Origin of the sequence: Microbacterium fluminis (genome assembly GCF_051549805.1) — a bacterium.
Classification (GTDB): domain Bacteria; phylum Actinomycetota; class Actinomycetes; order Actinomycetales; family Microbacteriaceae; genus Microbacterium.
Map to the genome: position 1 here is coordinate 2,527,559 of NZ_CP196042.1, position 26,528 is coordinate 2,554,086.

A 26,528-nucleotide genomic window follows, 5' to 3' on the forward strand; every position below is an offset into this window, starting at 1 on the left:
CCTCGATGGTCGCCCCCAGGCGCGCCGCATCGCCCGGCGCATCCCCTCTCCTCGCCACCGCCGTCAAGACGACGGTGGGGCTGCTGGCGGGTGCCCTCACCTTCACCGTCGCGGCTCTGGGCGTGGTCTCCCTGCGCGTCGCCCGCCGCGTCGTGACCCCGTCTCCCCGTGTGCCCGACACGCGGCTGGTGGCGCTGGACACGGCTGCCCAGACGGTCACGCTGACCCGCTCCGCCGACACCGCGCTGCCCGGTCGCTACGGCCTGTTCGTGACCGGCACCGAGCAGTACGTGAAGCTCGGATCCGTGCTGTCCGAAGACGCCACGACGGTCAAGCGCAAGCTGCTCACCCACGTCACCGAGGGGGCGCGCCTCGCCCCCGATGCGGCGTTCAGCGGCTGGTACTACGCCCGTCCCGAAGAGCTCCACCTGCCCTTCACCCCCGAGCTGATCGGGTCGCCGGTCGGTCCGTGCCCGGCGTGGCTCTTCCCGTCGGAGGATGCCTCCGACACGTGGGTCATCCAGGTGCACGGTCGCGGTACCACGCGATCCGAGTGCCTGCGCGCCGTGCCCGTGTTCCACGGCCTGGGACTCTCGACGCTCATCGTGTCGTACCGCAACGACGGCGAAGCGCCGCGGAGCCGCACCGGAACCTATGCGCTCGGCGCGACGGAGTGGCGCGACGTCGACGCCGCGATCGGGTTCGCCCGTCGCCGCGGCGCCACGCGCATCGTTCTCATGGGCTGGTCGATGGGCGGTGCGGTCGTGCTCCAGGCGGCGCTCGGCTCCGCGCACGCCGACGCCATCGTCGGCATCGTGCTGGATTCCCCGGTCGTCGATTGGCGCGTGGTGCTCGACTACCAGGCTCGCCTGCTGCATCTTCCCAAGCCCATCCCCGAACTGGCGATCAGCGCCCTGCAGTCGCCGTGGGCCTCGCGTGCCGCGGGGTCGCGGTCGCCGATCCCGTTCGAAGCCCTCGACGTGGTGGCGCGCGCGGGGGAGCTGAGGCATCCGATCCTCGTCCTGCATTCGGACGATGACGGATTCGTGCCATCGGATGCCTCGCACCTGCTCGCCGACGCCCGACCCGACCTGGTCGAGCTCGAGGTCTTCGAGGTCGCGCGCCACACGAAGCTGTGGAACTACGACCAGGAGCGGTGGAACGAGACGATCCGCCGCTGGGTCGCCGCGCACGTGCTCGACACGGCGCCCGATCCCGCCGCGTGACCCGTCAGAGGTCGAACTTGGCTCGCACCTGACGCTTCGCGCGCAGCAGCATGCCGGTCATGCCGGCGATCCGCAACGGCGACACCGCCCGGGTGAGACCGAGGCTCTGCGGGTAGTCGTCGGGCACCGCCAGGACCTGCTCGGCGGTGAGTCCGGTCAGTCCTTGGGCGAGGATGCTGGCGAACCCCCGTGTCGTGGGCGCCTCCTTCGGCGCTGTGGCGTGCATCGCGACGGTGCCGTCCTCCGTGCGGTCGATGACGATGTAGACGGGCGACTGGCACTCCGCGACCCGCTCGCACAGCTCGGGGTGGTCGGCGTACCGCTCGGGCATGTCGGGGAGCTCCATCGAGAACTCCAGCAGCAGCTGCAGTCGCTCGGGCTCCGGCAGATCGAGGAAGTCGTCGCGGAACTCGGCGAGCAGGGCGGGCACGGCGGTGTCGGTCATCCGCTCCATCCTCCCACCGCGGTGCGCGGCCCGGTCGCTCAGCGCGTCGGGACCGCGCCCGGCTCGGCGCCGGTCACGATCGGGACGCGCACGGCGCTGCCCCACTCGGTCCACGAACCGTCGTAGTTGCGCACCCCCTCGAAGCCGAGCAGGTGCTGCAGCACGAACCAGGTGTGGCTCGACCGCTCGCCGATGCGGCAGTAGGCCACGACGCTGTCGCCGGCGCGCAGCCCCGCGCCGTCGAGGTACACGGCCTCGAGCTCCGCACGGCTCTTGAAGCCGCCGTCCTCCGCCACGGCCTTGCCCCACGGCACGCTCTGCGCGGACGGGATGTGCCCCGCGCGCAACGCGCCCTCCTCGGGGTAGGCGGGGGCGGTGGTGCGCTCGCCCGAGTACTCCTCCGGGGAGCGCACGTCGATAAGCGGGTTGCCGAGGTGGGCGAGCACGTCGTCCTTGTACGCGCGGAGCGCCGAGTCGTCGCGCTCGACGACCGGGTACAGCGTGGCCGCGCGGGTCGAGGCATCCGTCGTCACCGCACGCCCCTCGGAGATCCACCGGTCGCGGCCGCCGTCGAGCAGCCGCACGTCGTCGTGGCCGAACAGCGAGAACACCCAGAGCGCGTAGGCGGCCCACCAGTTGTTCTTGTCGCCGTAGATCACCACCGTGTCGTCGCGCGAGATGCCCTTGCGGCCGAGCAGCTCGGCGAAACCGGCGCCGTCGACGTAGTCGCGGACGACGGGGTCGTTGAGCTCGGTGTGCCAGTCGACCTTCACCGCACCGGGGATGTGGCCGGTCTCGTACAGCAGCACGTCCTCGTCGGACTCGACCACGACGAGTCCCGGCTGACCGAGCCGCTCCTCGAGCCACTGCGTCGAGACGAGCCGCTCGGGATGGGCGTACTCGGCGAACTTCGGGTTCGAGGTGTCGGTGGCGACGGTCACGGCATGCTCCTGAGGGTGTCGCCCGGAGCGAGGCGTCCGGGAGAGGGCGGCGGGAGGACGGCGTTAGGGTTGACACCGTCCCTTCGACCCTATGCGCTCGCGGCGGACGCGCTCCCGTTCCGTAAGACTGCGACACAGGATTCCCGCCATGACTCAGGCCCCGACCTCGGCGCGCACCGGCATCGTGCACATCGCCGACCTCACCCCGCAGGTCTCCGGGGCCGACATGGTCGCCGCCCTCGTGCCGCCGCCGCAGTTCGACGGCGCCACGTTCGACTCGTACCGGGCCGACGACGCGTACCCGTCGCAGCAGGAGGCGAAGGAGATCCTGCAGGCGTTCGCCGGCAGCGGCGGCCCCGCCCCCAAGGGCGGCGGACTCTTCCGCCGCGCCAAGAAGGCGCCCGAGGTGAAGCCCGGCGTGTACCTCGACGGCGGGTTCGGCGTGGGGAAGACCCACCTGCTGGCATCCGTCTACCACGCCCTGCCCGCACGTCGGAAGTACTTCGGGTCGTTCATCGAGTACACGGCGCTGGTCGGCGCGCTGGGGTATCAGAAGACCGTCGAACTCTTCCGCGGCTCGGATCTGCTGTGCATCGACGAGTTCGAGCTCGACGATCCCGGCGACACGATGGTGATGACGCGACTGCTCGGCGAGCTGGTCGCCTCGGGCACGCGCCTGGCGGCCACCTCCAACACCCCGCCGAACGCGCTCGGCGAGGGCAGGTTCGCGGCGCAGGACTTCCTCCGCGAGATCCACGCGATGAGCGCGAGCTTCCAGACGCTGCGCATCGACGGCACCGACTACCGCCAGCGCGCGGTCGACGGCTCCGCGGTGGTGGTCGCCGATACCGAGTACGAGCGGACGGTGACGGATGCCTCGGCGACGGGGCTCGTCTCGGACGACGCGTTCACCGCGCTCATCGCGCACCTGGCGCAGGTGCACCCGAGCCGCTACATCCGGTTGCTCGACGATCTCGTCCTGATCGGGATCCGGGATGTCATGCAGCTCACCGACCAGTCGGCGGCCCTGCGGTTCGTCGCCTTCATCGATCGTGCGTACGACGCGCAGATCCCGGTGCGCGCGACCGGCATCCCGCTGGATCAGGTGTTCGGCGACGAGATGCTCGCCGGCGGCTACCGCAAGAAGTACCTGCGCGCGATCTCGCGTCTCGTGGCCCTCACGCACGAGTGAATCCCGGATCGCGAGCATGTCCCGGGCACGACGAAACCTGATGTTTACCGGGGCGCGCGGCGCGTAACGTCCTCGAAACACGAGGTGCACGCACTCGGTAACGCCGCATAGGGAGACTGGGCGCACCCGACGCGACATTGCTGCGTCCCTGCAGAGAGGTTCCACACGAGATGGATCAAGGCAACACCGCATTCATCCTGCTAGCCGCGGCACTCGTGCTGCTCATGACTCCCGGGCTCGCGTTCTTCTACGGCGGTCTCGTCAAGGCCAAGAGCGTCATCAGCATGATGATGCTCAGCTTCGGCGCCATGGGCCTGATCGGCGTGCTCTGGGTGCTCTACGGCTTCGCGATCGCGTTCCCCGCGACCAGCGCAGGCACCATCAACTTCCCCTGGACGTTCGACGCGAGCGAGTTCGGACTCTCGAGCCTGCTCACGACGCCTGACGGCGCGCTGTACCCGCCGATGGCATTCGTCGCCTTCCAGGCCACGTTCGCGATCATCACGGTCGCGCTCATCTCCGGCGCGATCGCCGACCGTGCCAAGTTCGGCTCGTGGATGATCTTCGCCGCGATCTGGGCGACGATCGTCTACTTCCCGGTCGCCAGCTGGGTGTTCAACTTCGGCCTCGACCCCGCCACGGGTGCCTTCTCGTACGGCGGCTGGATCACCTACGGCCTGCAGACGTGGTTCGGCGTCGGCGCGATCGACTTCGCCGGTGGCACCGCGGTCCACATCAACGCCGGTGCCGCAGCCCTCGCGCTCGCACTCGTGCTCGGTCGCCGCGTCGGCTTCAAGAAGGGCATCCACGTCCCGCACAACCCGCCGTTCGTGCTCCTCGGCGCCGGTCTGCTGTGGTTCGGCTGGTTCGGCTTCAACGCCGGCTCCGAGCTCGCCGCCGACAACACCGCGGCGATCGCGTTCGTCAACACCATCGCGGCACCGGCCGCGGCGCTCCTCGCGTGGCTGATCGTCGAGAAGATCCGCGACGGCAAGCCCACGTCGGTGGGTGCCGCCTCGGGTGCCGTCGCCGGTCTGGTCGCGATCACCCCGGCGTGCGCCGCGCTCCAGCCGGTCTGGGCCATCGTGCTCGGCCTGATCGCCGGTGCGGTCTGCGCCCTCGCGGTGGACCTCAAGTTCAAGCTCGGCTTCGACGACTCGCTCGACGTCGTGGGCGTCCACCTCGTCGGCGGCCTCATCGGAACCCTGTACCTGGGCTTCTTCGCCAACGGCACCGGCCTGTTCATGGGCGGCGACGGAACGCAGCTGCTCGTGCAGGCGATCGCCGCCTTCTCGGTGCTGATCTACTCCTTCGTCCTGACGCTGATCATCGGCTTCGCGATCGAGAAGACGATCGGCTTCCGCGTGAAGAACGAGGACGAGATCGCGGGCATCGACACGATCGTCCACGGCGAGGAGGGCTACGTCCTCACGGACGCCCGCTGATCGTCGACTGATCACGAACCAGCACACACCACAGCACGGAGGAGGGGTGTCGCGAGAGATCGCGGCGCCCCTCCTTCGCGTTCGTCCGGCAGAGCTAGGGTGACCGTGTGACCCCGCGCTCCGGCCTGACCGGCTTCCTCTCCCGCCTGCTCGACGCGGTGAGCCCCGCGCGCCCTCGCTCCACCGCCGCGGGGAGTCGGACGGATGCTGCGGCATCCGTCTCCGCCGACGCCGCCGGCCGGTCCGGTGCCACCGCCACGTCCGAGGTGCGTCCGCCGGGGCCGCGCGACCTCACGATCACGTACGCGCCGGAGCGCGACGGCGACCCGGACGCGGGCGAGATCGTGTGGACCTGGGTGCCCTACGCCGAGAACGACGGCCGCGGCAAAGACCGACCGGTGCTCGTGATCGCGCGACAGAGCACCGACCGGGTGTACGCGGTGCGGCTCACGAGCAAGGCGCACGACGGCGACCGCGACTTCCTCGCGATCGGGACGGGGCCGTGGGACGGACAGGGCCGCCCATCGTGGGTCGACATCGAGCAGCTGTACCTCGTGCACGGATCGGGGATGCGGCGCGAGGCCGCGGCGCTCGACCGGGAGCGCTTCGCGCGCATCGCGCAGGCGCTGCAGCAGCGCTACGGCTGGTCCGTCGAACGCTGAAGACCGCGTGGACCCGGCTCGCTGCAGTCAGGCGGCGCCGGCGGGATCGCCTCCTGAGCGACGTCCGACGAGGAACCACAGGATCGCTCCGACGAGAGGGAACAGCAGGATCACGAGGACCCAGACGGCCTTGGCGGTGCCCGTCGTGGCCCTGTTGCGCGCGATGCTCACCGCCGCCAGCACGAACGGGATGACAAGGGCGAGGAGGATGAGCAGGTGCCATCCGGCGAGTCCTGAGACCATCTCCCGAGCCTGTCAGCCCGATCGCGCGGCACGCAAGACGGCGCTCCGCACGGCCGATTCTCAGCGCTTTATCGACGCGGATGTGGTGCGCTGTTGCGGATGAGCATCGACACCGTCCCCGACACCGACGCGACCCCGCGGAGGGCCGCTCTTCGGCCGATCGAGATCGCGGACGCCGCGGTGCTCACGGCCGTGGCCGCGGTGGTCGTGACGATCGGGCGGATGCTGCCGCACCTCGGGGCCATCGAGCTGCTGGCAGTGGTGCCGTTCGCGATCGTCGGTCGGCGACGCCGACTCCGTGCGGTGATCGCGGGAGCGGTGGCGGGGGCGTTCGTGGCCTTCCTGGTGGGCGGGGGCGCCGCGACGGTCGTCACGATCGGCTGCGCGGTCCTCGGGGGACTGTGCGGCATCGTGCGCCGGCGAGGCGGCGGCGCGGGCACGATCGCCCTGGTGGCGGCGGGGCTCGCCCCGATCGCGGCCGCCGGCGCCGTCGCGGTGCTCTTCGTCCTCGCCGCCGCGCGCGATCTGGCCTTCGCCTCGCTCCGCGCGACGGCCTCGGGCGTGCTGCAGGTCGCTGCGCAGCTCGGACTGCCGACGTCGCTCACCGACGGCGTCCTGCGCCTCGTCGACACCCTGCTGGCGTTCTGGCCGGCGGTGGTCGCCGTCGTGGTCGCGGTCGCGGTCGTCGTGGGGATGCTCGCGACGCACCTCGTCGTGTCGGCGGTGACGCGGCGGGTGGAGTGGCTCGCCGACGACGACCCGCTCGATGACGCGACCCGGCGGGAGGAGGCATCCGTCGCTCCGCTGCCCCTCGTGTTCGAGGGCGTGGGGTACCGGCACCCCGGTGCGGCGCAGCCGGCTGTGTCCGACCTCGATCTGCGCATCGAGCCCGGCGAGTTCGTCGCCGTGGTCGGACCGAACGGCGCCGGGAAGTCGACCCTCGTGGCGCTGCTGGCCGGGGCGCGTGCGGAGTCCGGGAGGGTGCGTCGCCCCGGTGCCGTGGGTCTCGGTCGACCGGGCGGAACCTTCGTGCTCGCGCAGCGCGCCGACTCCCAGGTGATCGCGAGCACGGTGACGGAGGAGCTGCGGTGGGGTCTGCCACTGGGCGTCTCCGTCGACGTCGAGACCCTGCTCGGCGATGTGGGGCTCGACGGGCTGGCCTCGGCGGGGACCGACACCCTCTCCGGCGGGCAGCTTCAGCGCCTCGCGATCGCGGGCGCCCTCGCCCGCCGGCCCGCGTTGCTGATCTCCGACGAGTCGACATCGATGCTCGACGCCGAAGGTCGGCGTGACGTGCTCGATCTGCTGGCCGCGCTGCCCGCGCGCACCGGCACAGCGGTCGTGCACGTGACCCACGATCCCGCGGAGGCGGCACGTGCGCACCGCGTGATCGGCATGCGCGGGGGACGATTGGTCGACGCGGATGCCTCCGGCGGGCCGGTACCCTCCGAACCGCCTCTCACGATCGGACCGTCCGCGGAGCCGACGGCGCCGGTCGTGCTGCGTCTGCGGGGCGTGGGCCACCGATTCGACGCGGGAACCCCGTGGGAGGTGCCGGCGCTGCACGACATCGACCTGGACGCGCAGGAGGGGGAGGGCGTGGTGATCACGGGCGGGAACGGCTCGGGCAAGTCGACCCTCGCCTGGGTGATGGCCGGGCTGCTGCGGCCGACCTCGGGCGCGGCTCTCGTCGACGACGTGCCCGCCGCCGACGCCGTGGGCGCCGTGGCGTTGTCGTTCCAGCACGCGCGGCTCCAGCTCCAGCGGCCGACGGTGGCCGAGGACATCCTCGCCGCCTCCGGGCGGGCCGATGAGGAGGGCGACGACGTCGTGCGCTCCGCTCTGCTGCGGGTCGGTCTCTCCGAGGAGCTCGCCGATCGCAGCATCGATCATCTCAGCGGCGGACAGATGCGGCGCGTCGCGATCGCGGGGCTGCTCGCCGCCGGACGGCGGGTGCTCGTGCTCGACGAGCCTCTGGCCGGGCTCGACCGTGAGAGCCGTCGCAGCCTTCTCGCGCTGCTCGGGCATCTGCGCCGCACCGACGGCCTGACGCTCGTGGTGGTCTCGCACGACCTCGAGGAGATGGGGATCGCGTGCGACCGCGTCGTCGCGATGTCCGCGGGGACGATCGTCGACGGCGGCGAGGCGGACAAGGCGACGGGGGAGAGCAGCATCCTGCGTCCCGTGGATGCGGAAGCCGCACGACGCCGCCGTCCGCGACGCACCGGGATCGTCCTGCGCGCGGTTCCGGGGATGTCGCCGCTGCACCGCCTCGACCCGGTCGCGAAGCTGACCATCCTCGCGGTCTCCACCGTGCTCGCGATCGCGATCCCGGGATGGGTGACCATCGGACTGCTGGCCGCACTGGTGATCGTCGGGACCACGATGGCGCGGCTCCCATCGTCGGTCGTGCCGCGTCTGCCCTGGTGGGTGGTCGCGCTCCTGATCGTCAGCGGCGCGGCGGCCGCCATCGGCGGCGGATGGGTGCCGTACGTGCAGAGCATCCTGCTCTCACTGCTGTTCTTCGCCCTCTCGCTGCTGGTGATCTGGACGACCCCTGTCGAGCTGCTGCCCTCCGCGTTCCTGCGGATGACACGCCCGCTGCGCGTGCTCCGGGCACCCGTGGACGAATGGGCGCACACCCTCGCCATCGTGGTGCGGTCCCTCCCGCTCATGCGCGAGGAGACCCGCACCCTGCTGGCGGCGCGGCGGCTCCGGCGACACGTGCGACCGCACGGCGTCGGGGCCCGCCTGCGGGCGATCGTCGGAGAGACGCTGGATCTGGTGATCGCGGTCCTCGCGTCGGCCGGACGCCGATCGGTCGACCTGGGACGCGCGATGACGCGCCGCGGCGGGATGCCGTCGCTCACCGCCCGGCGCTGACCTCGGGGCGATCGCCCGGTGGCATCCGATGTCAGATGCGAAAACCCCCGGGGTTGCCGGGGGTTCGTGGTGGGCGATACCAGACTCGAACTGATGACCTCTTCCGTGTGAAGGAAGCGCGCTACCAACTGCGCCAATCGCCCGTCGGCCCGTGGGCCGGTTATCGATGCTACCCGATATCGGACGGCTCATTGCACCGCGACGACGGAACACGCGGACGGTGACGTCCCGCTGAGTGGTGGAGTTTCTCAACACCGTGCAGGGTCAGCTGTTGTGATTATGCCGCGGTCAGTTCTGGGATCGCCACCTCCTCGTGTTCGGCGGTGAGGAGCTTCATCGAGTGCTCCGAGAAGTAGCGGCGGTCGGCGCCGTCCCATTCATCGTGCTGCTCGATCAGGACGTGCCCCGCGAGGCGCAGCAGCGCGGCCGGGTTGGGGAACGTGCCGACCACGTCGGTGCGGCGTTTGATCTCTTTGTTGACGCGTTCGAGCGGGTTGGTGGACCAGATCTGTCGCCAGTGCGCGGCGGGGAACGCGCAGAACGCGAGGATGTCGTTCTTCGCGTCCTCGAGCATGCCGGCGATCTTCGGGTGCGACCGGGTCAGCATGCGGACGACCTCATGGAACTGGGTGAACACATGCTCGGTGTCGGGCTGCGCGAAGATCGTGCGGATGATCGACGCGACCATCGGGCCGGCGGTCTTCGGGACGTTCGCGAGCACGTTCCGCATGAAGTGAACCCGACACCGCTGCCATGACGAGCCTTGGAACACGGTGTCGATCGCGGCGATCAGCCCGGTGTGAGCATCGGAGATCACCAACTTCACCCCGTCCAGTCCGCGGGCCTTGAGGGTGTGGGGTTGACCGTTACGCGGCGGTATTCTGTGACCGCTTGGTGGCGGGTTCAACCTATTCCGAGTGCCAACGGTAACGAAATGGCCCGAGTTTGTTCAGTTGTATGGGGTGCCCGTGTAGGCGAGTTTCTGCCATTGCTCATCATCGTGCATCACCCAGATGTCTGCGTTCGCTTGTGCCGCGATTTCCTTGATGCGCTCAACGGATTGGTATGCGGCGTCGGTGTCCAGGTCGACGGGGCTTGGAACGCCTTCCATATTTGTGTGGGTGTGCGCCGCGTCTCCGACGATGACGAAGTTCCGATTCTGGAGTTTCACGAGGGTGGTGAGTTGGCCGGGCGTGTGCCCGGGGGTGAGGAAGATCTGGATGCTGCCGTCTCCGAAGAGGTCGAGATCGCCGGTGATTTTTCGCCAGGCTGTGTCGGGTACTTTGTCGAGGTCGTCGGTACCGAAGAAGAAGGCGTAGAACGGGATCGGGTTGTACGCGTACTCCAGTTCTGCTTCAGCGATGATGACTTTCGCGTTGGGGAACAGATAGAGACCTCCGGTGTGGTCGAAGTGGGCGTGAGAGATGATGACGTGAGTGACGTCGTCGACGCTGAATCCGGCTTTTGCGATTTGCTCGTCTACGCGGTTTCCGGGCGGGCATTCGAACGGGAAGACCGCGTGCGCTTCGTAGATCGCCCCCGGGCCGGGCGCATCCCACGCCCGGGGGTTCAAGCCGGTGTCGATGAGCACGAGGCCTTGTTCATGCTCGATGAGGAACGTGGGCAGCGGCATCTTGATCGGGCCGCTGTCACCGAAGTGGACGGCGCTCTTGTCAGCGTTCATGATGGCGCCGTCGAGGGGCCACATGCGTAGTGCGTGGGACATTGTTATCTCCTTTGGGTTGTGGTCATCGGGTGAGCCAGGACTGACGGCAGTTCGTCGAACGTGGTGAGCACTGCCGTGGCCCCGGCTTGGCGCAGGATGCCGGTATCGGTGTACCCGCGGTCGACGGCGATGGGGGTGTATCCGGCGGCGCGAGCGGATTGCATGTCGTAGACGGTGTCACCGAAGTAATAGGCGTGCGTTTCGTTTCCGCGGCGCGCTCGGAGGACGGCGATCTTGTCGGGGGCAGGCGCGTCGACCGAGTCCCAGATGTCGTCGAGACCGAGCGCGTTCATGTCGGTGTGGACCGAGCCGGCAGCCGCTGCGGACACGACGCCCAGTCGGGTTCCCGCCAGCGCGAGGGCGCGGAGAGTGTCGGTGCCCTCGCGAGCCGCCGTGGTTTTGGCGGTCATCTCGTGGTTCCATTCGCGTTCGGCGGCGGCGGTGTCGGAGGCGCCGAGGCGTTCGAACATGTGACGCATCGGGAGGTGGAACTCGCGTGCGAATCCATCGGCGTCCAGGCGTGGCAGGCCTCGGCGGTGCAGCACGCTGTTGAGTGAGCCTTGGGCGCGGTCGGCGTCGAGAACGACGGTCCCGTTCCAGTCAAAGAGAACGACCGCGGATTCTCGGGTTGATTCGGTCATGCAGACACCTCGGCGCGGGCGCCGGGATTGTTTGTCGTACGGGCGAGGAGTGCCGGTGTGGAGAGCGCGATCACAATGCCGTCGGTTCCGACGGTGAGGAGAAGGTCTCCCGCGACTGTGAGCTCCGCGGCCAGCGGCGAACCGATCTGCGATTTGCTGAGGAGGTTGCCGTCGAGGTCGAAGACGCGGATGAGGCCGTCGAGGCCTGGCAGCACGAGTCGATCGGCGATGAGGGTGGGCGGTGCGATGACGGGGTGTGGTGCCTTGCTGTAGGAACGCATGGGGAAGGGTGCCTCGCCGGTGATTTCGCGATCCCATCGGATGTCGCCGGTGGTGTGGTCGAGCATGAGCAGCCCGTGTCCGGTGGCGGTGACGACGTATCCATTGGGTGTGACGATCGGGCTTGCGGGGCTGAAGGCGCCCGGATGCGCGGTAACCCATTCGATCGCCCCGGTTTCGCGGTCGACGCGGACGGTGTGAGCGAATGCGGGCATCAGGACGGCGTCCTCGGCGGCGTCGTAGGTGGCGGTGCCCATGATCAACAGCGCTTTCAGTGCCGTGAAGAGTTCGCCGGAGTCGTCCCCGGTCGCCCATATGTTCTCGCCGGTGTGGCGATTGAGGCCGACGGGGTGCTGGGGGGTGGGCCAGAAGCCCATGACGAGGAGATCGTCGATGATCAGCGGGCGGGAATGGTTGACGAGGTTGTGGTGCGGGGCGATGTCGGTGCGGCGCCAAAGCACGTCGCCGGTGGCTGCGTCGATGGCGCGGAGGTCGGCCTGGTCGCCGATGTAGATTACTCCATCGTGCACGGTGGGGGCGTTCCAGGCGAAGCGGCGCAGCGGGTCGCTGGAGGGGAGCATCCATCGCCGTTCGCCGGTGGCGCGGTCGAGGCCGTGGACATCCCCTGAGACGGTGGCGGCAATGACCGCGTCGCCCCAGACGACGGGGGCGGTCTTCACGGCGGACTCGATCTCGGTGGTCCAGACCGGGGTGCCGGTAGTAAGGTCGAGAGCTTCGACGAACCCCAGGGGCTCGTCTTCGATCTGTGCGCCGGCGAAGACGATCTCACCGTCGACCGTGACGTTCTGGCGATGGCCGGCGCCGTGAAGCTGCGCACGCCACACGATGGCGTCGTCAGCGGGTGTGTCGTGGCCGGCGGGCGCGAAGGTCGCGCGACTGGTGTCTCCGAGCGGCGCCGGGTCGGGAACCATCGTGACCGTCTCGGTGTGCAGGGTGATCTGTTCGCCGTCCCAGATGACCCGTCGGTACGCGGGCGGGGTGTAGTCGAGGCCGGCGAAGAAGGTGGTGGGGCTGTTGACGTGCAGGGTCCCGTCGACGCGGACGACGCGGGAGGTGTGCCAGTGGCCGGAGAATGCGGCGATCGGCTGCCAGGGCGCGTGTTCGAGCAGTGAGCTGCCGGGCTGGTCGTGGAACAGCAGCATCCAGGGGCTTCCGGGCTCGCGGACGGCGAGGTCGGCGTTCAGCCAGGCGTTCTGCAGGTCGTGGTCGTGGCCCGTCTCGTGGCTGTGCCAGTCCATGGCCACCACGTGGAGGCCCGGGATGTCGAAGCTGTACCAGCGCGGGCCGATCATGCGTTCGTAGAGTGCCGGGTCGCCGGTGTTGGTGAGGTAGTTGTTGCGGCTGATGATGCTGCCGTGAGTGCCATTCATGTGGTCGTGGTTGCCCGGGACGACCCGCATCGGCAGCGGGCTCTTCGCGACGGCATCGGAAAAGGCTTCGAACTCTTCCGCGATGCCGTGGTCGGCGAGGTCGCCGGTCACGAAGATGGCCTGGGCGGCGGGCGCTCGGTCGGGCAGGGAAGCGAGGAAGGCCGTGAGTTCTGAGGGGATGCTCCCCTCCGAGTACAGGCCTGAGTTCACGGCCTCGACCGCGGGGATGGTCAGATGCGTGTCGGTGAGGTGGATGAACTCATACGGGAGCGTCTGCTCTCGGGGCTCGAGAACGAAAGCGAGCTGCGTGTCATCCGCGGCCGGCAGCCACCAGGTGCCGGTCGAGTACCCCGCGGGGACCGTGACGGTGACGAACGGGGTGGCCGCCGGCAGCTCGAATCGACCATCGGCGTCGGTGAGCACGACGTCTCGGCCGTTGCTGACGGCGACATCGGCGATGGGCGTGCCATCCGGGGTGGAAACGATGCCAAGCATGTGAACTCCAAAAGAAGAGGATGGGGCCACCGCACACCGAGAGGGTGTGCGGTGGCCGGTGAGCTGACTGCTCAGTGCTGTTGTGTGGTGATCGGGTCGGCGGGGGTCGCGGCGGCCCATCGGCGGCTGTCGGCGATGAGGACGGAGCCGGGGATGAGGTGGGGGAAGTGGGAGCCCACACCCCACGTGTTCGGTTTCTCCAGCTCGGCCCAGAGGGCCTCGCGGGTGTTCTGCGCCAGCTCGGGGTCGAGGTCGCCGCAGGAGTGCCAGGCGGGGGTCTCCAGTTGGTGGGGGACGGTGATGGCGTCGCCGAACATCCACAGCGTCTGGCCTGCCGACTCGGCCCTGACCACCAGGTGGCCGGGCGTGTGGCCAGGAGCGGGATGAACCGCCACCGTGAGCACATCCGTCATAGCCTTCACCATAAGAGCCACTCTGAAATTTTGTTACCGATGAGAGTAAACGCCGAATGAACATTTCGTCCATGGTCCGCTTGCGAAAGGAAGTTTCATCGACTTCCTTCGGAACCCACGTCTCAAGAATGTGCAGCTTTTCGAGACGCCCAGTCGGCACCGCTCTCGCGGTGTCGGGTCCCCGTAATCCTGAAGTCGCCGATGTCTCGAAAATGCGTCTCAACAGAAACCGTCTCAGGGTCGTGACTGCGAGGGGTTTGTGAGTCACACTGGTGGAGTGAGACTTCTTGGATACACCCGCGTGAGCACATCGAGTCAGGATGCGCAGCTGCAGCTCGACGCGCTGGTGGCTGCCGGCGTTCAAAAGCGCGACGTGTTCGCTGATGTCACCTCCGGGAGCAAGACCGCGATCGAGCGTCGAGGGATGAAGAAGCTCCTCGAGCACGCGGAGTCCGGTGACACCGTGGTCGTGTGGCGAGTCGATCGGCTCGGCCGCTCTTTGATCGACGTGCTGAACACGGTGAACCTGCTGCGTGACCGTGGCATCCACGTTCGCTCTATCTCAGATGGCATCGACCCGGCGACGTCGACAGGGAGGCTGATGCTGAACATGCTGGCCACCCTCGCCGAGTACGAACGCGAACTGATCGTCGAGCGAGTGAACGCGGGGATCGCAGCGGCGCGGCAGAACGGCACACGCTTCGGCCGCCCACTGTCCAATCCCGCAGTAATCGCCGACAAGCTCGCCATCGCCGCCGATGCTCGAGCGAAGGGCCGCACTGCCGAAGACGCAGCACGACTCGTCGGCTGGAGTCGCGCCACCCTGTACCGTCACCAGCAAGCCCTCGCCGGCCGCGAGAGCACCGTCATGTAGCAAATGCCATGGACGGTGACGAGCGGTGGCGGATTCTCCGACTTCACGTCGAAGACCAGATTCCCCTCGCCGCCCTCGCACGTGACACCGGCATCGGCCTCCGCACACTGCAGCGCTGGCATCAGCTCTACCGGATAGGCGGCATCACCACTCTCGACCCGCACCAACGATCGGATGCTGGGCTACGTCGTACGCCACCTCAGCTCGTGGCGTTCATCGAACGACTGGCACTGAACAGGCCGCGACCCGCGTTGACGACGCTGCACCGCCTCGCAAGCGCTGAAGCCGATCATCACGGCATGTCGGCGCCGAGCTACGCCACAGTCAGAGAGATCGTGCAGGCTCTCGACCCGGCGCTCGTGACACTCGCGTTGGAAGGACCGACCGCCTATCGAGACAAGCACGAGCTGGTGTTTCGCCGACGCGCCGAACGCCCCAACCACACCTGGCAGGCAGATCACACCGAGCTCGACATCCTCATCATGGGCGCCGGGGGCGCACCCGATCGACCGTGGCTGACCATTGTGATGGATGACTATTCGCGCGCTATCTGCGGTTACATAGTCTTCGCCGGGGCGCCGTCCGCGATAAACACAGCACTTGCCCTCCGACAGGCGATCTGGAGGAAAACCGACCTGACGTGGGCGATGTGCGGAATACCTGACGTTCTCCACGTCGACCACGGCTCCGACTTCACCAGCCACCACCTCGAGCGCACCGCCATCGAGCTGCGCATCCGCATCATCCATTCCATCGTCGGCAGGCCCCAGGGCCGCGGCAAGATCGAACGCTTCTTCCGCACCATCAACACCGAACTCCTCGCTACCCTCCCGGGGCACCTCGGGCCCGGCAGCAGAAGCCCCCACCCAGTACTTGATCTGGCGGCCCTCGACCAGGCAATTGGCACCTTCGTCAGGACCTACAACGAGCGCCCGCATCGCGAGCTCGGAGCCTCTCCGCGGGACGCATGGGTTGCCGAAGGCTGGCTCCCGCGTATGCCTGACAGCCTCGAACAGCTCGATGGACTTCTTCTAACTGTTCCGAAGAATCGCGTCGTTCAGCGCGATGGCATTCACTTCCAGGGCCAGCGCTACCTCGCCCCGACGCTCGCACCCTTCGTTGGGCACACCGTCACGATTCGATATGACCCCCGCGACGTCTCTGAGATCCGGGTCTACGATCGCGACACCTTCGTCTGTGTTGCAGTCGACGAAGCTCACCCCAATCTCCGACTCAGCCTCCGCGACATCGAAACCGCCCGCCGCGCCCGGCGGCGACAACTCCGACACGTCATCAACGACCGCATTCCCACCACCTCCGTCCGTGAGGAGCCGCGCGACGTCGCGCCCGCTCCCCATCGGCGCCGACTACGCACCTACGAAGAGGACGAGTGATGAACCAGGCCTTCATCGTGACCAAAGAGCACCGACGCTTCACCGAGTTTGCAAACGCCGTGCGCAAGGAACGAACGATCGGCATCTGTCACGGCGACGCCGGCGTGGGCAAGACCAACTCCGCTCGCCGCTATGCGAATTGGGACGTTCTCGAGCCCTATATCAATGAATGGGGCCCGCGAGGAGATCACGACGCCAAGCACTACGCCCTCGCCAACCGATCCCGCACCGTCTTCTACACACCCGAAGTCCTCTGCCGACCCAAAGACCTCATGCACGACATTGACCACTGGCAAGCACGAGTCGGGATCTGCGCTGATGAACACCTCCGGTCACTCGAGGCCGAGTTTCGGTTCAGGGGCGGCGGCGAGTCCCGTCTCGTCGAGCTCCTCATCATCGACGAAGCCGAACGACTCACACCCACCGCACTCGAGCTGCTCCGCGATAGACATGATCGCGAACACCTTTCGATGATCCTGATTGGTATGCCCGGCATCGACCAACGATTCCGCCACTACCCGCAGCTCTATAGCCGCCTCGGCTTTTCCCACCACTACCGAACGCTTGGACGCGACGAACTCCTCTTTGTCCTCGACCGGCACTGGAAGAGACTCGGTAGAACGCTCGACCCCGACGATTTCACCGACGCCCAAGCCGTCGCCTCCATCGAACGCATCACCCGCGGCAACTTCCGCCTGCTCGAACGGCTCTTCCCTCAGATAGCCAGAGTGCTCAAGATCAACGAGCTCGAGATAATCACCGACGACGTCATCGAAGCCGCCGCCAGCATCCTTGTGATTGGGAATTAGCGCCAGAGAGCGTTGCAAGAACGCCGCCAGAGAGCGATCAACTTCACACCTTGAGGGATCGGAGGAACGTGGTCCAGAACGGCTGCGATTCGGTGTCCCCGACCTCGAACCCCAGGACTTCCCGGCGCCCGTCGGCGGCGACACCGACCGCGACGACCACGGCTTGGGAGACGACGCGCCGGCCGACGCGGGCTTTGCAGTAAGTCGCGTCGAGGAACACGTAAGGGTATGTCGTGTCTGCGAGCGGCCGGTCCCGGAACGCGGCGACGTCCTCGTCGAGGTTGCCGCAGATCCGCGAGACCTCCGACTTCGAGATGCCGGTGTCCGCGCCGAGCGCCTTGACGAGATCGTCGACCTTGCGGGTGCTCACGCCGTGCACGTACGCCTCCATCACGACCGCGAACAGTGCTTGATCGACTCGGCGGCGGCGTTCCAGCAGCGACGGGAAGAACGACCCTTGCCGCAGCTTCGGGATCCGCAACTCGAGCTCACCCGCGGTCGTAGTGAGCGTGCGAAGCCGGGACCCGTTGCGCTGGGTCACCCGGTCCGGGCTGCGTTCGAACGGGGCGGCGCCGATGAACGCGGCCGCTTCCGCGTCGATCAGCTCTTGGTAGAGCGTCTCGGTCGCGACCCGGATCCGGTTATTCACATCTGTGAGTTTCAGCTCCCCGAGCAACTCGAGGAGGGCAGACTGGTCAAGAGCCATCGTGCGTATGTGTCCTTCCGTGAGATTCCTAGACAGTTCTCACTGACCATCGCACGATGGCTCACCACGTCATCGACGTGACACTCGAGCCGGGAAACTACACCACCCCACGGGACGTCACCACGCGGACAGCGCGTCTGGTTTTGCAGACGCCCCCGGGTCGGGTAAAGTCTTACGAGTGCCCGGGGCAGCCCGGACATGCGGATGTAGCGCAGTTGGTAGCGCACAACCTTGCCAAGGTTGGGGTCGCGAGTTCGAGTCTCGTCATCCGCTCGAGTGCAGGATCCTTCTCCGGAAGTCTCCCGGCACGTGGGGTCAATCCACACGGTGGCGTGGCCGAGCGGCTAGGCACCGGCCTGCAAAGCCGTTTACACGGGTTCGAATCCCGTCGCCACCTCGCTCATAATTGAATATCAGCCTGTACAGGCGCGATTGGCGCAGCGGTAGCGCGCTTCCCTGACACGGAAGAGGTCACTGGTTCGATCCCAGTATCGCGCACCACCTGAAACCCCCGGCCAGCCGGGGGTTTTTGCATTCTCCGCCGACCCCACCATGCGCGTTCCGGCATACTCACCGTGGCACAGTTCCACACGAGTGGCGACCTCACCGCGGGGCGAGACGGAGCACCGCGATGGTGCGCGCGCCGGCGGTCGGCGGATTCGCGTTCGCGATGGGCGCCATCATCTGGGCGTGGATCAACTACTCCTGGTTCGCTTCGGCGTTCGACACCGACGACTGGGCGTTCCGCGTCATGACGATGGTGCAGATGACGGGCGTCATCATCCTCGCGATCGGCATCCCGCCGATGTTCGCGTCGATCGACGCCGGTGCGTCGCTCGACACCGGAGTGCTGGTCGCCGGGTACGTCGTCATGCGTCTCGCGATGGTCGGACAGTGGCTGCGCGCGGCCGCGGGCGATCCCACCCACCGGCGCATCGCGCTCACCTACGCCCTGTTCATCGGGATCGCCCAGTTCGGCTGGGTCCTCACCGCGATCCTCCCGCTCGGCGTGCTCGGCACCCTGATCGCCGCCGCGCTGCTGTGGGTGCTCGAACTGTCGGGCCCCTACATCGCGGAACGGCGCGGAGTCGCCCGTGGCGAAGGCATGACGCCGTGGCATCCGCACCACATCGCCGAGCGGTACAGCCTGCTGGCCATCATCGCGCTCGGCGAGACCGTTCTCGGCACGCTCTCCGCGGCGCAGGCGGTGTCGGCGACGCAGGGATGGAGCCTCGACGCGGTCGCGGTGATCGGGGCGGGCGTCGCCCTCACATTCGCGCTGTGGTGGACCTACTTCCTGCTGCCCTCCGGACCCGTGCTCGAAGTCGCCCGAGACCGCGCGTTCCCGTGGGGCTACGGGCACTACTTCGTCTTCGCCGCCATCGCGGCCGTCGGAGCGGGCCTGCACGTCCTGGGGTACGTCTTCGACGACCACTACCACGTGACCACGCTCACGGCGATCTCCTCGATCGCCGTCCCGGTGATCGTGTACCTCGCCGCCCTGCTGATCATCCACGCCCTGCTGCTGCACGGCTGGCCGCACGGTGGCGCGGTCAAGCTCACCGGCGTCGCGCTGGCGGTCCTGTCGATCGTCGCGGCCGCGGCGGGTCTGCCGCTGTGGCTGTGCCTGCTGATCGTGCTCGCGGCCCCCGTGAGCCTCGTCGTCGCCTACGAGGTCGGCATGTGGCGGCCGCTCACGGAACAGCTCGACCGCGTCGTCTCGACGCCGCAGCCGTGACAGATCTCGCGGGCCGCATCCGGTCCGCTCTGCGGGAGGCGGCCGACCCCGTCCGCGCCCCGGGACAGCAGGCGTACATGAAGTCGGTCATGCCGTTCCTCGGCGTGACCGTGCCCGACGCACGACGCATCGCGCGAGCGGCCGCGACGGAGGAGGGGGCCGGCGAGATCCTCGACGCCGCGAGAGGCCTCTGGGATGAGGCATCCCATCGCGAGGAGCGCTACGCGGCCATGGCGCTGCTCGGCGTGCGGATGGTCCGGCGCGAGCCGGCGGTGCCCGAGCTGGTCGAGCACATGGTGCGTACGGGCGCGTGGTGGGACTACACCGACGAGCTCGCGCATCGGCTGGCCGACCGCCTCGACGACGACCCCGGGTTCGCGACGCCCCTGGTGCGGGCATGGGCGGACGATCCGGATCCGTGGATCCGGCGGATCGCGATCATCTCCCAGGTCGGCCGGAAGCAGCGGGTGGATGCCGCGCTGCTGGCGGCCGCCATCGTGCCCAGCCTCGACCACCCCGAGTTCTTCCTCCGCAAGGCGATCGGGTGGGCTCTGCGCGACTACGCGCGGGTCGCGCCGGACTGGGTGCGGGCGTTCGTCGCCGCGCACGACCTCAGCCCCCTGTCGCGACGCGAGGCCCTCAAGCATCTCGCGTAGCGGCGACCTGTCGCCCGGGGCCTCGGAGTGGGACGATTCCCGAGGACGAAAGGACCGAGATGGCTGCGGGAACGAAGGACGATCCGTGGGAGCTGAGGACGCCGCCCGGATCGTCGGCGTACACGATGTACCGCGACGGTGACGAACTGGTGTGCGTCGTCGGTTCGACGACGCTGAAGTACCAAGCGCGCGCGATCGACGACCTCGCCGCATGGCTGCGCGAGCAGGGCGACTGGATGCCGCTGGGCGCCGCGGACGAGCAGAAGCCCGCCGCCGAGGGAACCGTCGAGGCGTGGGGGCGATCAGAGGCGAACCCGGTCGGCGGGTGGTACGGCCTGCGCAAGGGATACCGCGGGCGCTTCGGCATGTACCTGCCGCCGCTGCTGGAGGAGCTCGGCCTGGTCGAACTCACCCACGACGCGCGCAACAACAGGATGCGGGCGCTCTGATCGAGCACCGGCGCGCGGGCATCCTGCGCGCCGGTAGCCTGGGAGCCGAGCCACTTCCTGGAGAGTTCCCTTGACCGACGTCACCCCCGCGCCCGACCCCGCGCTTCCCGCCGACGGCTTCGCGCTGTTCCCCGACCGTTCCGTGATCGCCCTGCGCGTGAACGGCGAGCTGAAGGACCTCGCGACCACCGTCACGGCATCCGACGAGGTGGAACCGGTCGCCGTCGACAGCCCCGACGGGCTCAGCATCCTGCGCCATTCCACCGCGCACGTGCTCGCGCAGGCGGTGCAGCGCATCAAACCGCAGGCGAACCTCGGCATCGGGCCGCCGATCACCGACGGCTTCTACTACGACTTCGGCGTCGACGAGCCCTTCACTCCGGAGGACGTCAAGGCGATCAAGAAGGAGATGGAGCGCATCGTCCGCGAGGGTCAGCGCTTCGTCCGCCGTGTCGTCACCGATGAGGAGGCGCGCGAGGAGCTGGTCGCCGAGCCGTTCAAGCTCGAGCTGATCGGCCTCAAGGGCGGCTCTGACAAGACCGAGGGCGCGAACGTCGAGGTCGGCGCGGGCGAGCTCACCATCTACGACAACGTGAACCGCGACGGCGAGACGGTCTGGAAGGATCTCTGCCGCGGCCCGCACGTTCCCTCCACCCGCCTCGTCGGCAACGGGTGGGACCTCACCCGCATCGCCGGCGCGTATTGGCGGGGGAGCGAGAAGAACCCGCAGCTGCAGCGCATCTACGGCACGGCCTGGCCGACCAAGGACGAGCTGCGCGCCTACCAGCAGCGCCTCGAGGAGGCCGCCAAGCGCGACCATCGCAAGCTCGGCAAGGAGCTGGACCTCTTCTCGTTCCCGGACGAGATCGGCTCGGGTCTGAGCGTGTGGCATCCGCGCGGCGGCGTCGTCCGCGGGGAGATGGAGCAGCACGCGCGCCGGCGCCACATCGAGGGCGGCTACACCTACGTGTACACCCCGCACATCTCGAAGGAGGACCTCTTCCTCACCTCGAACCACCTCGTCACCTACAAGGACGGCATGTTCCCGCCCATCGTCATGGACGAGGAGCGGGATGCCGAGGGGCACGTCACCAAGCAGGGCCAGGACTACTACCTGAAGCCCATGAACTGCCCGATGCACATCCTCATCTACAAGGAGCGGGCGCGCAGTTACCGCGACCTGCCGATGCGGCTGGCCGAGAACGGCACCGTCTACCGCAACGAGCTCTCCGGCGCCCTGCACGGCCTCACCCGCGTGCGCGGCTTCACCCAGGACGACTCGCACCTGTTCGTGACCCCCGAACAGCTCGAGACCGAGGCGACCCGCGTTCTCGAGTTCGTCATCTCCATGCTCCGCGACTTCGGCCTCGACGACTTCGAGCTCGAGCTGTCGATGCGCGACGACGAGAAGTCGAAGTGGATCGGCTCGGACGAGTTCTGGGACTACTCGACGAACGCGCTGCGCAACGTCGCCGTGGCGTCGGGGCTGAAGCTCACCGAGGTGCCGGGCGAGGCTGCGTTCTACGGTCCCAAGATCGACCTCAAGACGAAGGATGCCATCGGCCGCACCTGGCAGCTGTCGACCGTGCAGGTCGACCCGAACCTGCCCGAGCGGTTCGAGCTGGAGTACACCGGTCCCGACGGCGAGAAGCACCGCCCGATCATGATCCACCGCGCGCTGTTCGGCTCGATCGAGCGGTTCTTCGCGATCCTGCTCGAGCACTACGCCGGAGCCTTCCCGGTGTGGCTGTCGCCGGTGCAGGTGGTGGGCATCCCCGTCGCCGAGGACTACGCCGACTATCTGAACGACGTGATCGTGCGTCTGCGCGACGCGGGCGTTCGGGCCGAGCTCGACGCGAGCGACGACCGCATGCAGAAGAAGATCCGCACGCACACCACCCAGAAGGTGCCGCTCCAGCTCATCGCGGGCGAACAGGATCGCAGCGCCGGCACGGTCTCGTTCCGCTTCCGCGACGGATCGCAGGAGAACGGCGTGCCGGTGGATGCCGCGATCCAGCGCATCCACGCGGCGATCGCCGCGCGCGCGCTCGTGAACACCGCGGAGGACCTGGCGTGACGGATGCCGCGACCCCCGACGGTGTCCGTCCGGACATCGACGGGCTGGTCGCGGCATCCGACCTCCCCGGAGTGCCGGACGAGTTCCAGCGGCTGTGGACCCCGCATCGGATGGCGTACATCCAGGCGGGTCCGGAGCCGCTGCGGCACACATGCCCCTTCTGCGCGGCACCGGAGATGTCGGACGAGGACGGACTGATCGTCGCGCGCGGGCGAACCGCCTACGTGCTGCTGAACCTCTTCCCCTACAACTCGGGCCATCTGCTGGTCTGCCCCTACCGCCACATCCCGCTCTACGACGACGCGACGCCCGAGGAGGTCGCCGAGATCGGCGAGCTCACCCAGATCGGCATGCGCGTGCTGCGGACGATCTCGCGGTGCGACGGGTTCAACCTCGGCATGAACCAGGGTGCCGCCGCCGGAGCGGGCGTCGACGGGCATCTCCACCAGCACGTCGTGCCCCGGTGGGCGACCGACGCGAACTTCTTCCCGATCATCGCGAAGACGAAGGCGCTGCCGCAGCTGCTGGGCGACGTGCGGCGCTCCGTCGCAGAGGCGTGGCCGACGGCATCCTGAGTCCCACCCGTGCGCGAGGTGTCAGCTCCTCCGTCGACCGGTCGCAACACACCGTAGAGGCGCCCGGCCTCGCGGCGTGTTGCGACCGTTCGACGCGGGGCGCCCGCGGCTCAACGCAGCTGTCGCACCTCGAACTGCATGCGGGGGTGTGCGTAGAACTCCTGCGACTCGACGAGCTGCAGCTCGCGGGAGCCGGCGTCGAGCGTGGTCTGGAGCAGGTCGAACACGCTCGAGGTGGTGCGGGCGAGTGCCGACGCGGCGTCGCCGGTCGCGCGGTAGTGCGCGGTGAACAGGGCCGCGGTCACGTCGCCGGAGCCGTTGGCCTTCATCGGCAGCTGCGGTGTCTGCACGATCCACGCGCCCGCGTCGTCGGCGACGAGCATCTCGATCGTGCCCTCTTCGCGGTCGGGCCGCTCGACGCTCGTCACGAGCACAGTGCGGGGACCCGTCGCGCGCACCGCGTCGACGGCCACGAGGGTCGAGTCGATCGTGTCGGGCTCGGTGCCGGTGAGGAAGCCGAGTTCGAACTGGTTCGGCGTGATGATGTCGGCCGCCGGGACCACCCGCTCGCGCAGCAGCACCGGGATGGCGGGGGCCACGAAGCATCCGGATCTCGCGTTCCCCATCACCGGGTCGCAGGCGTAGATCGCCGACGGGTTGGCCGCTTTCACCCGCGCCACCGCGTCGAGGATCACGTCGCCGATGCCCTCCCCGCCCTGGTAGCCCGACAGCACCACGTCGATCTCACCGAAGACGCCGCGCTCCTCGATTCCCGTGATGACCGCGCGCACGTCGTCGGGACTGATGAGCGGACCGCGCCAGGCGCCGTAGCCGGTGTGGTTGGAGAAGTTCACGGTGTAGACCGGGAGCACCTCGACGCCGATGCGCTGCAGCGGGAAGACGGCGGCGGAATTGCCGACGTGACCGTAGGCGACCGCGGACTGGATCGAGAGGATCTTCATCGTCCGATCCTCCCACTTCCCGCCCGGACGGCCGACACGGCGGCGGCGATGTCGTCGGCCAGCTGCACGGCGGCGGCGTCGTCGAGGTCGTGCACCGTGAGCCGCAGGTGGACGGATGCCGCGTCCCCGAGCACGAACTCGTCGCCGCTGCGGGCGAGCCAGCCGCGGCGCATGAGCTGCCCGGAGACGTCCCGGGCCGGCACGCCGAGCGGCACCCAGAGGTTGAGCCCGTCGCCGACCGGCGTGGGCAGTCCCCGCTCCGACAGGAGCGCGGCGAACGCGCGGTTGCGGTCGCCGTAGTGGGTGCGCGCCTCGTCGATGCGCGCGCGGGCGACGGGGTCGGTGACGAGCGCGTGCGCGAGGCGCTGCAGCAGGTGGCTCACCCACGTCGTGCCGGGGGTGAGGCGCATCGCGAGGCCGGCGGCCGTCTCGGGATCGGACGCGGTGACGGCGACGCCCATGTCCGGTCCCAGGAACTTCGACACCGATCGCACGAGCGCCCACCGGCGGTGGTCCGGCCCGACGACGGAGTGCAGGGGGGTGCGGGCGAGCATCGAGAAGTGGTCGTCCTCGATCACGAGGACGTAGGGATGCTGCGCCAGCACGTCGCGCAGAGCGGCGGCGCGCTCCGCGCTGAGGCTCGCTCCTGTCGGATTCTGGGCGCGCGGGGTGAGCACGACGGCGCGCGCCCCGTCGGCGAGTGCCGCTCGGAGGCCGGCCACCGTCATCCCCTCGGCGTCCACGGGGACGGGCAGGGGACGATAGCCCGCCAGTCGCACGGTGTGGATGCTCGCGAGGAAGCACGGGTCCTCGAGGGCGACGGCGTCGTCACGGGTCAAGGCCTGGGCGAGCAGCCGTTCGATGGAGTCGGTGGCGCCGCTCGTGACGGTGAGGCGCACGTCGGCGGGGGCGAGGCTCTCCCGCATCCATTCGCGCGCCCACGCCTCGAGCCCGGGGTCGATGACGGGCTCGCCGTAGAGGACGGGCCGCCCGGCCATCGCCGTCAGGGCCGCCGTCAGGTCGGGGATGAGGGCGGGGTCGGGATTGCCGGTGCCGACGTCGCGCAGCACGCTGTCGGCGGCGTACCCCTCCTGGGCGACGGCTGCGCGCGCGGCGATGCGCGTGCCGCCGCGGCCGCGGGTCTCGACGACGCCGGCCTGCGTCAGCTGGCGGTACGCGGCGACGGCCGTGTTGCGATTGACGCCGAGGCTCTCGGCGAGCGCACGCACCGAGGGGAGCCCGTCGCCGGGCCGGAGTCCGCCGCGCTCGATGAGCGCGCGGAGGCTGTCGGCGATCTCGGACGCCGTGCGACCCGTGATCCGTGCATCCATGTCTTCGCCTCCCTGCGTCCGATCCTACGTGTGACACATGGTAGCTTTTGGCATAGATCAAACAGGGAGGACTGCCGTGAGCGCAGCTGATACCGGAACCGGGCGCGTCAAGCGCGGACTCGCCGAGATGCTCAAGGGCGGCGTCATCATGGACGTCGTCACCGTCGAGCAGGCCAAGATCGCCGAGGACGCCGGCGCCGTCGCGGTCATGGCGCTGGAGCGCGTGCCGGCCGACATCCGCGCCGAAGGCGGCGTCTCGCGCATGAGCGACCCCGACGTGATCGACGGCATCATCTCCGCCGTCTCGATCCCGGTGATGGCCAAGGCCCGCATCGGCCACTTCGTCGAGGCGCAGGTGCTCCAGGAGCTCGGCGTCGACTACATCGACGAGTCGGAGGTGCTCTCCCCGGCCGACTACGTGAACCACATCGACAAGTGGGGCTTCACGGTGCCGTTCGTCTGCGGTGCGACCAACCTCGGCGAGGCGCTGCGTCGCATCAACGAGGGCGCGGCCATGATCCGCTCCAAGGGCGAGGCCGGCACCGGCGACGTCTCGGAGGCCACCAAGCACATCCGCAGGATCAACGCCGAGATCAACGCGCTGCGCTCCATGTCGAAGGACGAGCTGTACGTCGCGGCCAAGGAGCTGCAGGCGCCGTACGACCTCGTCGCCGAGGTCGCGTCCACCGGCACGCTCCCCGTCGTGCTGTTCGTCGCCGGCGGTGTCGCCACGCCGGCCGACGCGGCCATGATGATGCAGCTCGGCGCCGACGGCGTCTTCGTCGGCTCCGGGATCTTCAAGTCGGGCAACCCCGCCGAGCGCGCCGCCGCGATCGTGAAGGCGACCACCTTCTACGACGACGCGAAGGTCATCGCCGACGTCTCACGGGGACTCGGCGAGGCGATGGTGGGCATCAACGTCTCCGACCTCCCCGCTCCGCACCGGCTCGCCGAGCGCGGCTGGTGATGCGGAGC

23 protein-coding genes, 4 tRNA genes and 2 pseudogenes are annotated in these 26,528 nt (G+C 68.7%); 17 read left to right on the forward strand and 12 right to left on the reverse strand.

Annotated features, from left to right (window positions below; all coding sequences use genetic code 11):
- The first annotated feature begins 5 nt into the window (after nucleotides 1-5).
- A complete protein-coding gene (locus tag ACSJDX_RS12190) occupies nucleotides 6-1,226 on the forward strand; it encodes an alpha/beta hydrolase family protein (protein ID WP_438352937.1) in 1,221 nt (406 codons plus the stop codon).
- A 4-nt stretch (nucleotides 1,227-1,230) separates the two neighbouring features.
- Here the strand turns inward: ACSJDX_RS12190 and ACSJDX_RS12195 are convergent, their stop codons facing one another.
- Both ACSJDX_RS12195 and ACSJDX_RS12200 read right to left on the reverse strand, forming a co-directional pair.
- Nucleotides 1,231-1,671, reverse strand: a complete 441-nt coding sequence (locus ACSJDX_RS12195; protein WP_438352938.1) for a SufE family protein — start codon at nucleotides 1,669-1,671, stop codon at nucleotides 1,231-1,233.
- 38 nt (nucleotides 1,672-1,709) lie between these two features.
- Entirely contained in the window at nucleotides 1,710-2,612 is a 903-nt protein-coding gene (locus ACSJDX_RS12200) for a sulfurtransferase (RefSeq protein ID WP_438352939.1), read from the reverse strand.
- A 148-nt stretch (nucleotides 2,613-2,760) separates the two neighbouring features.
- Here ACSJDX_RS12200 and zapE point away from each other — a divergent pair, with 148 nt between their 5' ends.
- From zapE to ACSJDX_RS12215, 3 genes are all read left to right on the forward strand, one after another.
- Nucleotides 2,761-3,804 carry a cell division protein ZapE gene (gene zapE, locus ACSJDX_RS12205; RefSeq protein ID WP_438352940.1) on the forward strand — a complete coding sequence of 348 codons (1,044 nt, stop codon included), beginning with the start codon at nucleotides 2,761-2,763 and terminating at the stop codon, nucleotides 3,802-3,804.
- A gap of 170 nt (nucleotides 3,805-3,974) precedes the next feature.
- Nucleotides 3,975-5,249 carry an ammonium transporter gene (locus ACSJDX_RS12210; protein ID WP_438352941.1) on the forward strand — a complete coding sequence of 425 codons (1,275 nt, stop codon included), beginning with the start codon at nucleotides 3,975-3,977 and terminating at the stop codon, nucleotides 5,247-5,249.
- A 107-nt stretch (nucleotides 5,250-5,356) separates the two neighbouring features.
- Entirely contained in the window at nucleotides 5,357-5,911 is a 555-nt protein-coding gene (locus ACSJDX_RS12215; protein ID WP_438352942.1) for a type II toxin-antitoxin system PemK/MazF family toxin, read from the forward strand.
- A gap of 27 nt (nucleotides 5,912-5,938) precedes the next feature.
- On the opposite strand, the gene ACSJDX_RS12220 is transcribed toward ACSJDX_RS12215, so the two are convergent.
- Nucleotides 5,939-6,154 (reverse strand): PLDc N-terminal domain-containing protein, encoded by a 216-nt coding sequence (locus ACSJDX_RS12220; protein ID WP_438352943.1) that lies wholly within the window; start codon nucleotides 6,152-6,154, stop codon nucleotides 5,939-5,941.
- A gap of 99 nt (nucleotides 6,155-6,253) precedes the next feature.
- Here ACSJDX_RS12220 and ACSJDX_RS12225 point away from each other — a divergent pair, with 99 nt between their 5' ends.
- The gene (locus ACSJDX_RS12225; protein WP_438352944.1) at nucleotides 6,254-9,037 is read left to right on the forward strand and encodes an ATP-binding cassette domain-containing protein; all 2,784 of its coding nucleotides are present in this window, start codon (nucleotides 6,254-6,256) and stop codon (nucleotides 9,035-9,037) included.
- A 67-nt stretch (nucleotides 9,038-9,104) separates the two neighbouring features.
- Here the strand turns inward: ACSJDX_RS12225 and ACSJDX_RS12230 are convergent.
- From ACSJDX_RS12230 to ACSJDX_RS12255, 6 genes and pseudogenes are all read right to left on the reverse strand, one after another.
- Nucleotides 9,105-9,180: transfer RNA gene (locus tag ACSJDX_RS12230), tRNA-Val, on the reverse strand.
- A gap of 134 nt (nucleotides 9,181-9,314) precedes the next feature.
- Nucleotides 9,315-9,890 (reverse strand): annotated as a pseudogene (locus ACSJDX_RS12235) (IS256 family transposase); the annotation flags it as partial.
- Nucleotides 9,891-9,986: 96 nt separating this feature from the next.
- The gene (locus ACSJDX_RS12240) at nucleotides 9,987-10,745 is read right to left on the reverse strand and encodes an N-acyl homoserine lactonase family protein (protein WP_264632334.1); all 759 of its coding nucleotides are present in this window, start codon (nucleotides 10,743-10,745) and stop codon (nucleotides 9,987-9,989) included.
- Between the two features lie 20 nt (nucleotides 10,746-10,765).
- Nucleotides 10,766-11,404, reverse strand: coding sequence for an HAD family hydrolase (locus ACSJDX_RS12245; RefSeq protein ID WP_264632335.1), 639 nt, complete (start codon nucleotides 11,402-11,404; stop codon nucleotides 10,766-10,768).
- Nucleotides 11,401-13,569, reverse strand: coding sequence for an outer membrane protein assembly factor BamB family protein (locus ACSJDX_RS12250; RefSeq protein WP_264632336.1), 2,169 nt, complete (start codon nucleotides 13,567-13,569; stop codon nucleotides 11,401-11,403). The genes ACSJDX_RS12245 and ACSJDX_RS12250 overlap by 4 nt, the downstream gene beginning before the upstream one ends.
- Before the next feature lie 71 nt (nucleotides 13,570-13,640).
- Nucleotides 13,641-13,982: a hypothetical protein gene (locus ACSJDX_RS12255; RefSeq protein WP_438352945.1), complete on the reverse strand. Its 342-nt coding sequence runs from the start codon at nucleotides 13,980-13,982 to the stop codon at nucleotides 13,641-13,643.
- A 277-nt stretch (nucleotides 13,983-14,259) separates the two neighbouring features.
- On the opposite strand from ACSJDX_RS12255, the gene ACSJDX_RS12260 reads away from it, so the two are divergent.
- From ACSJDX_RS12260 to ACSJDX_RS12270, 3 genes are read left to right on the forward strand one after another with little or no spacing between them, the layout of a single operon-like run.
- Nucleotides 14,260-14,856: a recombinase family protein gene (locus ACSJDX_RS12260; protein WP_264632340.1), complete on the forward strand. Its 597-nt coding sequence runs from the start codon at nucleotides 14,260-14,262 to the stop codon at nucleotides 14,854-14,856.
- Nucleotides 14,857-14,864: 8 nt separating this feature from the next.
- Entirely contained in the window at nucleotides 14,865-16,250 is a 1,386-nt protein-coding gene (locus ACSJDX_RS12265) for a Mu transposase C-terminal domain-containing protein (protein ID WP_264632338.1), read from the forward strand.
- Nucleotides 16,250-17,059, forward strand: a complete 810-nt coding sequence (locus ACSJDX_RS12270; protein ID WP_438352946.1) for an AAA family ATPase — start codon at nucleotides 16,250-16,252, stop codon at nucleotides 17,057-17,059. The genes ACSJDX_RS12265 and ACSJDX_RS12270 overlap by 1 nt, the downstream gene beginning before the upstream one ends.
- 49 nt (nucleotides 17,060-17,108) lie before the next feature.
- On the opposite strand, the pseudogene ACSJDX_RS12275 reads toward ACSJDX_RS12270, so the two are convergent.
- Nucleotides 17,109-17,765: pseudogene (locus tag ACSJDX_RS12275) on the reverse strand (IS256 family transposase); the annotation flags it as partial.
- Between the two features lie 200 nt (nucleotides 17,766-17,965).
- Here ACSJDX_RS12275 and ACSJDX_RS12280 point away from each other — a divergent pair.
- The 8 genes from ACSJDX_RS12280 to ACSJDX_RS12315 all read left to right on the forward strand — a co-directional run bounded on the left by ACSJDX_RS12280 (nucleotide 17,966) and on the right by ACSJDX_RS12315 (nucleotide 23,260).
- A tRNA-Gly gene (locus ACSJDX_RS12280) sits at nucleotides 17,966-18,038 on the forward strand.
- A gap of 53 nt (nucleotides 18,039-18,091) precedes the next feature.
- A tRNA-Cys gene (locus ACSJDX_RS12285) sits at nucleotides 18,092-18,162 on the forward strand.
- Between the two features lie 29 nt (nucleotides 18,163-18,191).
- Nucleotides 18,192-18,266, forward strand: a tRNA-Val gene (locus ACSJDX_RS12290).
- A 130-nt stretch (nucleotides 18,267-18,396) separates the two neighbouring features.
- A complete protein-coding gene (locus ACSJDX_RS12295) occupies nucleotides 18,397-19,503 on the forward strand; it encodes a low temperature requirement protein A (protein ID WP_438352947.1) in 1,107 nt (368 codons plus the stop codon).
- Nucleotides 19,500-20,159, forward strand: coding sequence for a DNA alkylation repair protein (locus ACSJDX_RS12300; RefSeq protein ID WP_438352948.1), 660 nt, complete (start codon nucleotides 19,500-19,502; stop codon nucleotides 20,157-20,159). Before ACSJDX_RS12295 ends, ACSJDX_RS12300 begins: the two co-directional genes overlap by 4 nt.
- Before the next feature lie 59 nt (nucleotides 20,160-20,218).
- Nucleotides 20,219-20,608: a DUF6855 family protein gene (locus tag ACSJDX_RS12305; protein ID WP_438352949.1), complete on the forward strand. Its 390-nt coding sequence runs from the start codon at nucleotides 20,219-20,221 to the stop codon at nucleotides 20,606-20,608.
- Nucleotides 20,609-20,678: 70 nt separating this feature from the next.
- Entirely contained in the window at nucleotides 20,679-22,685 is a 2,007-nt protein-coding gene (gene thrS / locus ACSJDX_RS12310) for a threonine--tRNA ligase (protein ID WP_438352950.1), read from the forward strand.
- A gap of 35 nt (nucleotides 22,686-22,720) precedes the next feature.
- A complete protein-coding gene (locus ACSJDX_RS12315; protein ID WP_438354982.1) occupies nucleotides 22,721-23,260 on the forward strand; it encodes an HIT family protein in 540 nt (179 codons plus the stop codon).
- Between the two features lie 110 nt (nucleotides 23,261-23,370).
- Here ACSJDX_RS12315 and pdxY read toward each other — a convergent pair whose 3' ends face one another.
- A complete protein-coding gene (gene pdxY / locus ACSJDX_RS12320) occupies nucleotides 23,371-24,222 on the reverse strand; it encodes a pyridoxal kinase PdxY (RefSeq protein ID WP_438352951.1) in 852 nt (283 codons plus the stop codon).
- Complete coding sequence (locus tag ACSJDX_RS12325) at nucleotides 24,219-25,553, reverse strand: aminotransferase class I/II-fold pyridoxal phosphate-dependent enzyme (protein WP_438352952.1); 1,335 nt, start codon at nucleotides 25,551-25,553, stop codon at nucleotides 24,219-24,221. The genes pdxY and ACSJDX_RS12325 overlap by 4 nt, the downstream gene beginning before the upstream one ends.
- A gap of 37 nt (nucleotides 25,554-25,590) precedes the next feature.
- Here ACSJDX_RS12325 and pdxS point away from each other — a divergent pair, with 37 nt between their 5' ends.
- Nucleotides 25,591-26,520, forward strand: a complete 930-nt coding sequence (pdxS, locus tag ACSJDX_RS12330) for a pyridoxal 5'-phosphate synthase lyase subunit PdxS (protein WP_438352953.1) — start codon at nucleotides 25,591-25,593, stop codon at nucleotides 26,518-26,520.
- Nucleotides 26,521-26,528: the final 8 nt, after the last annotated feature.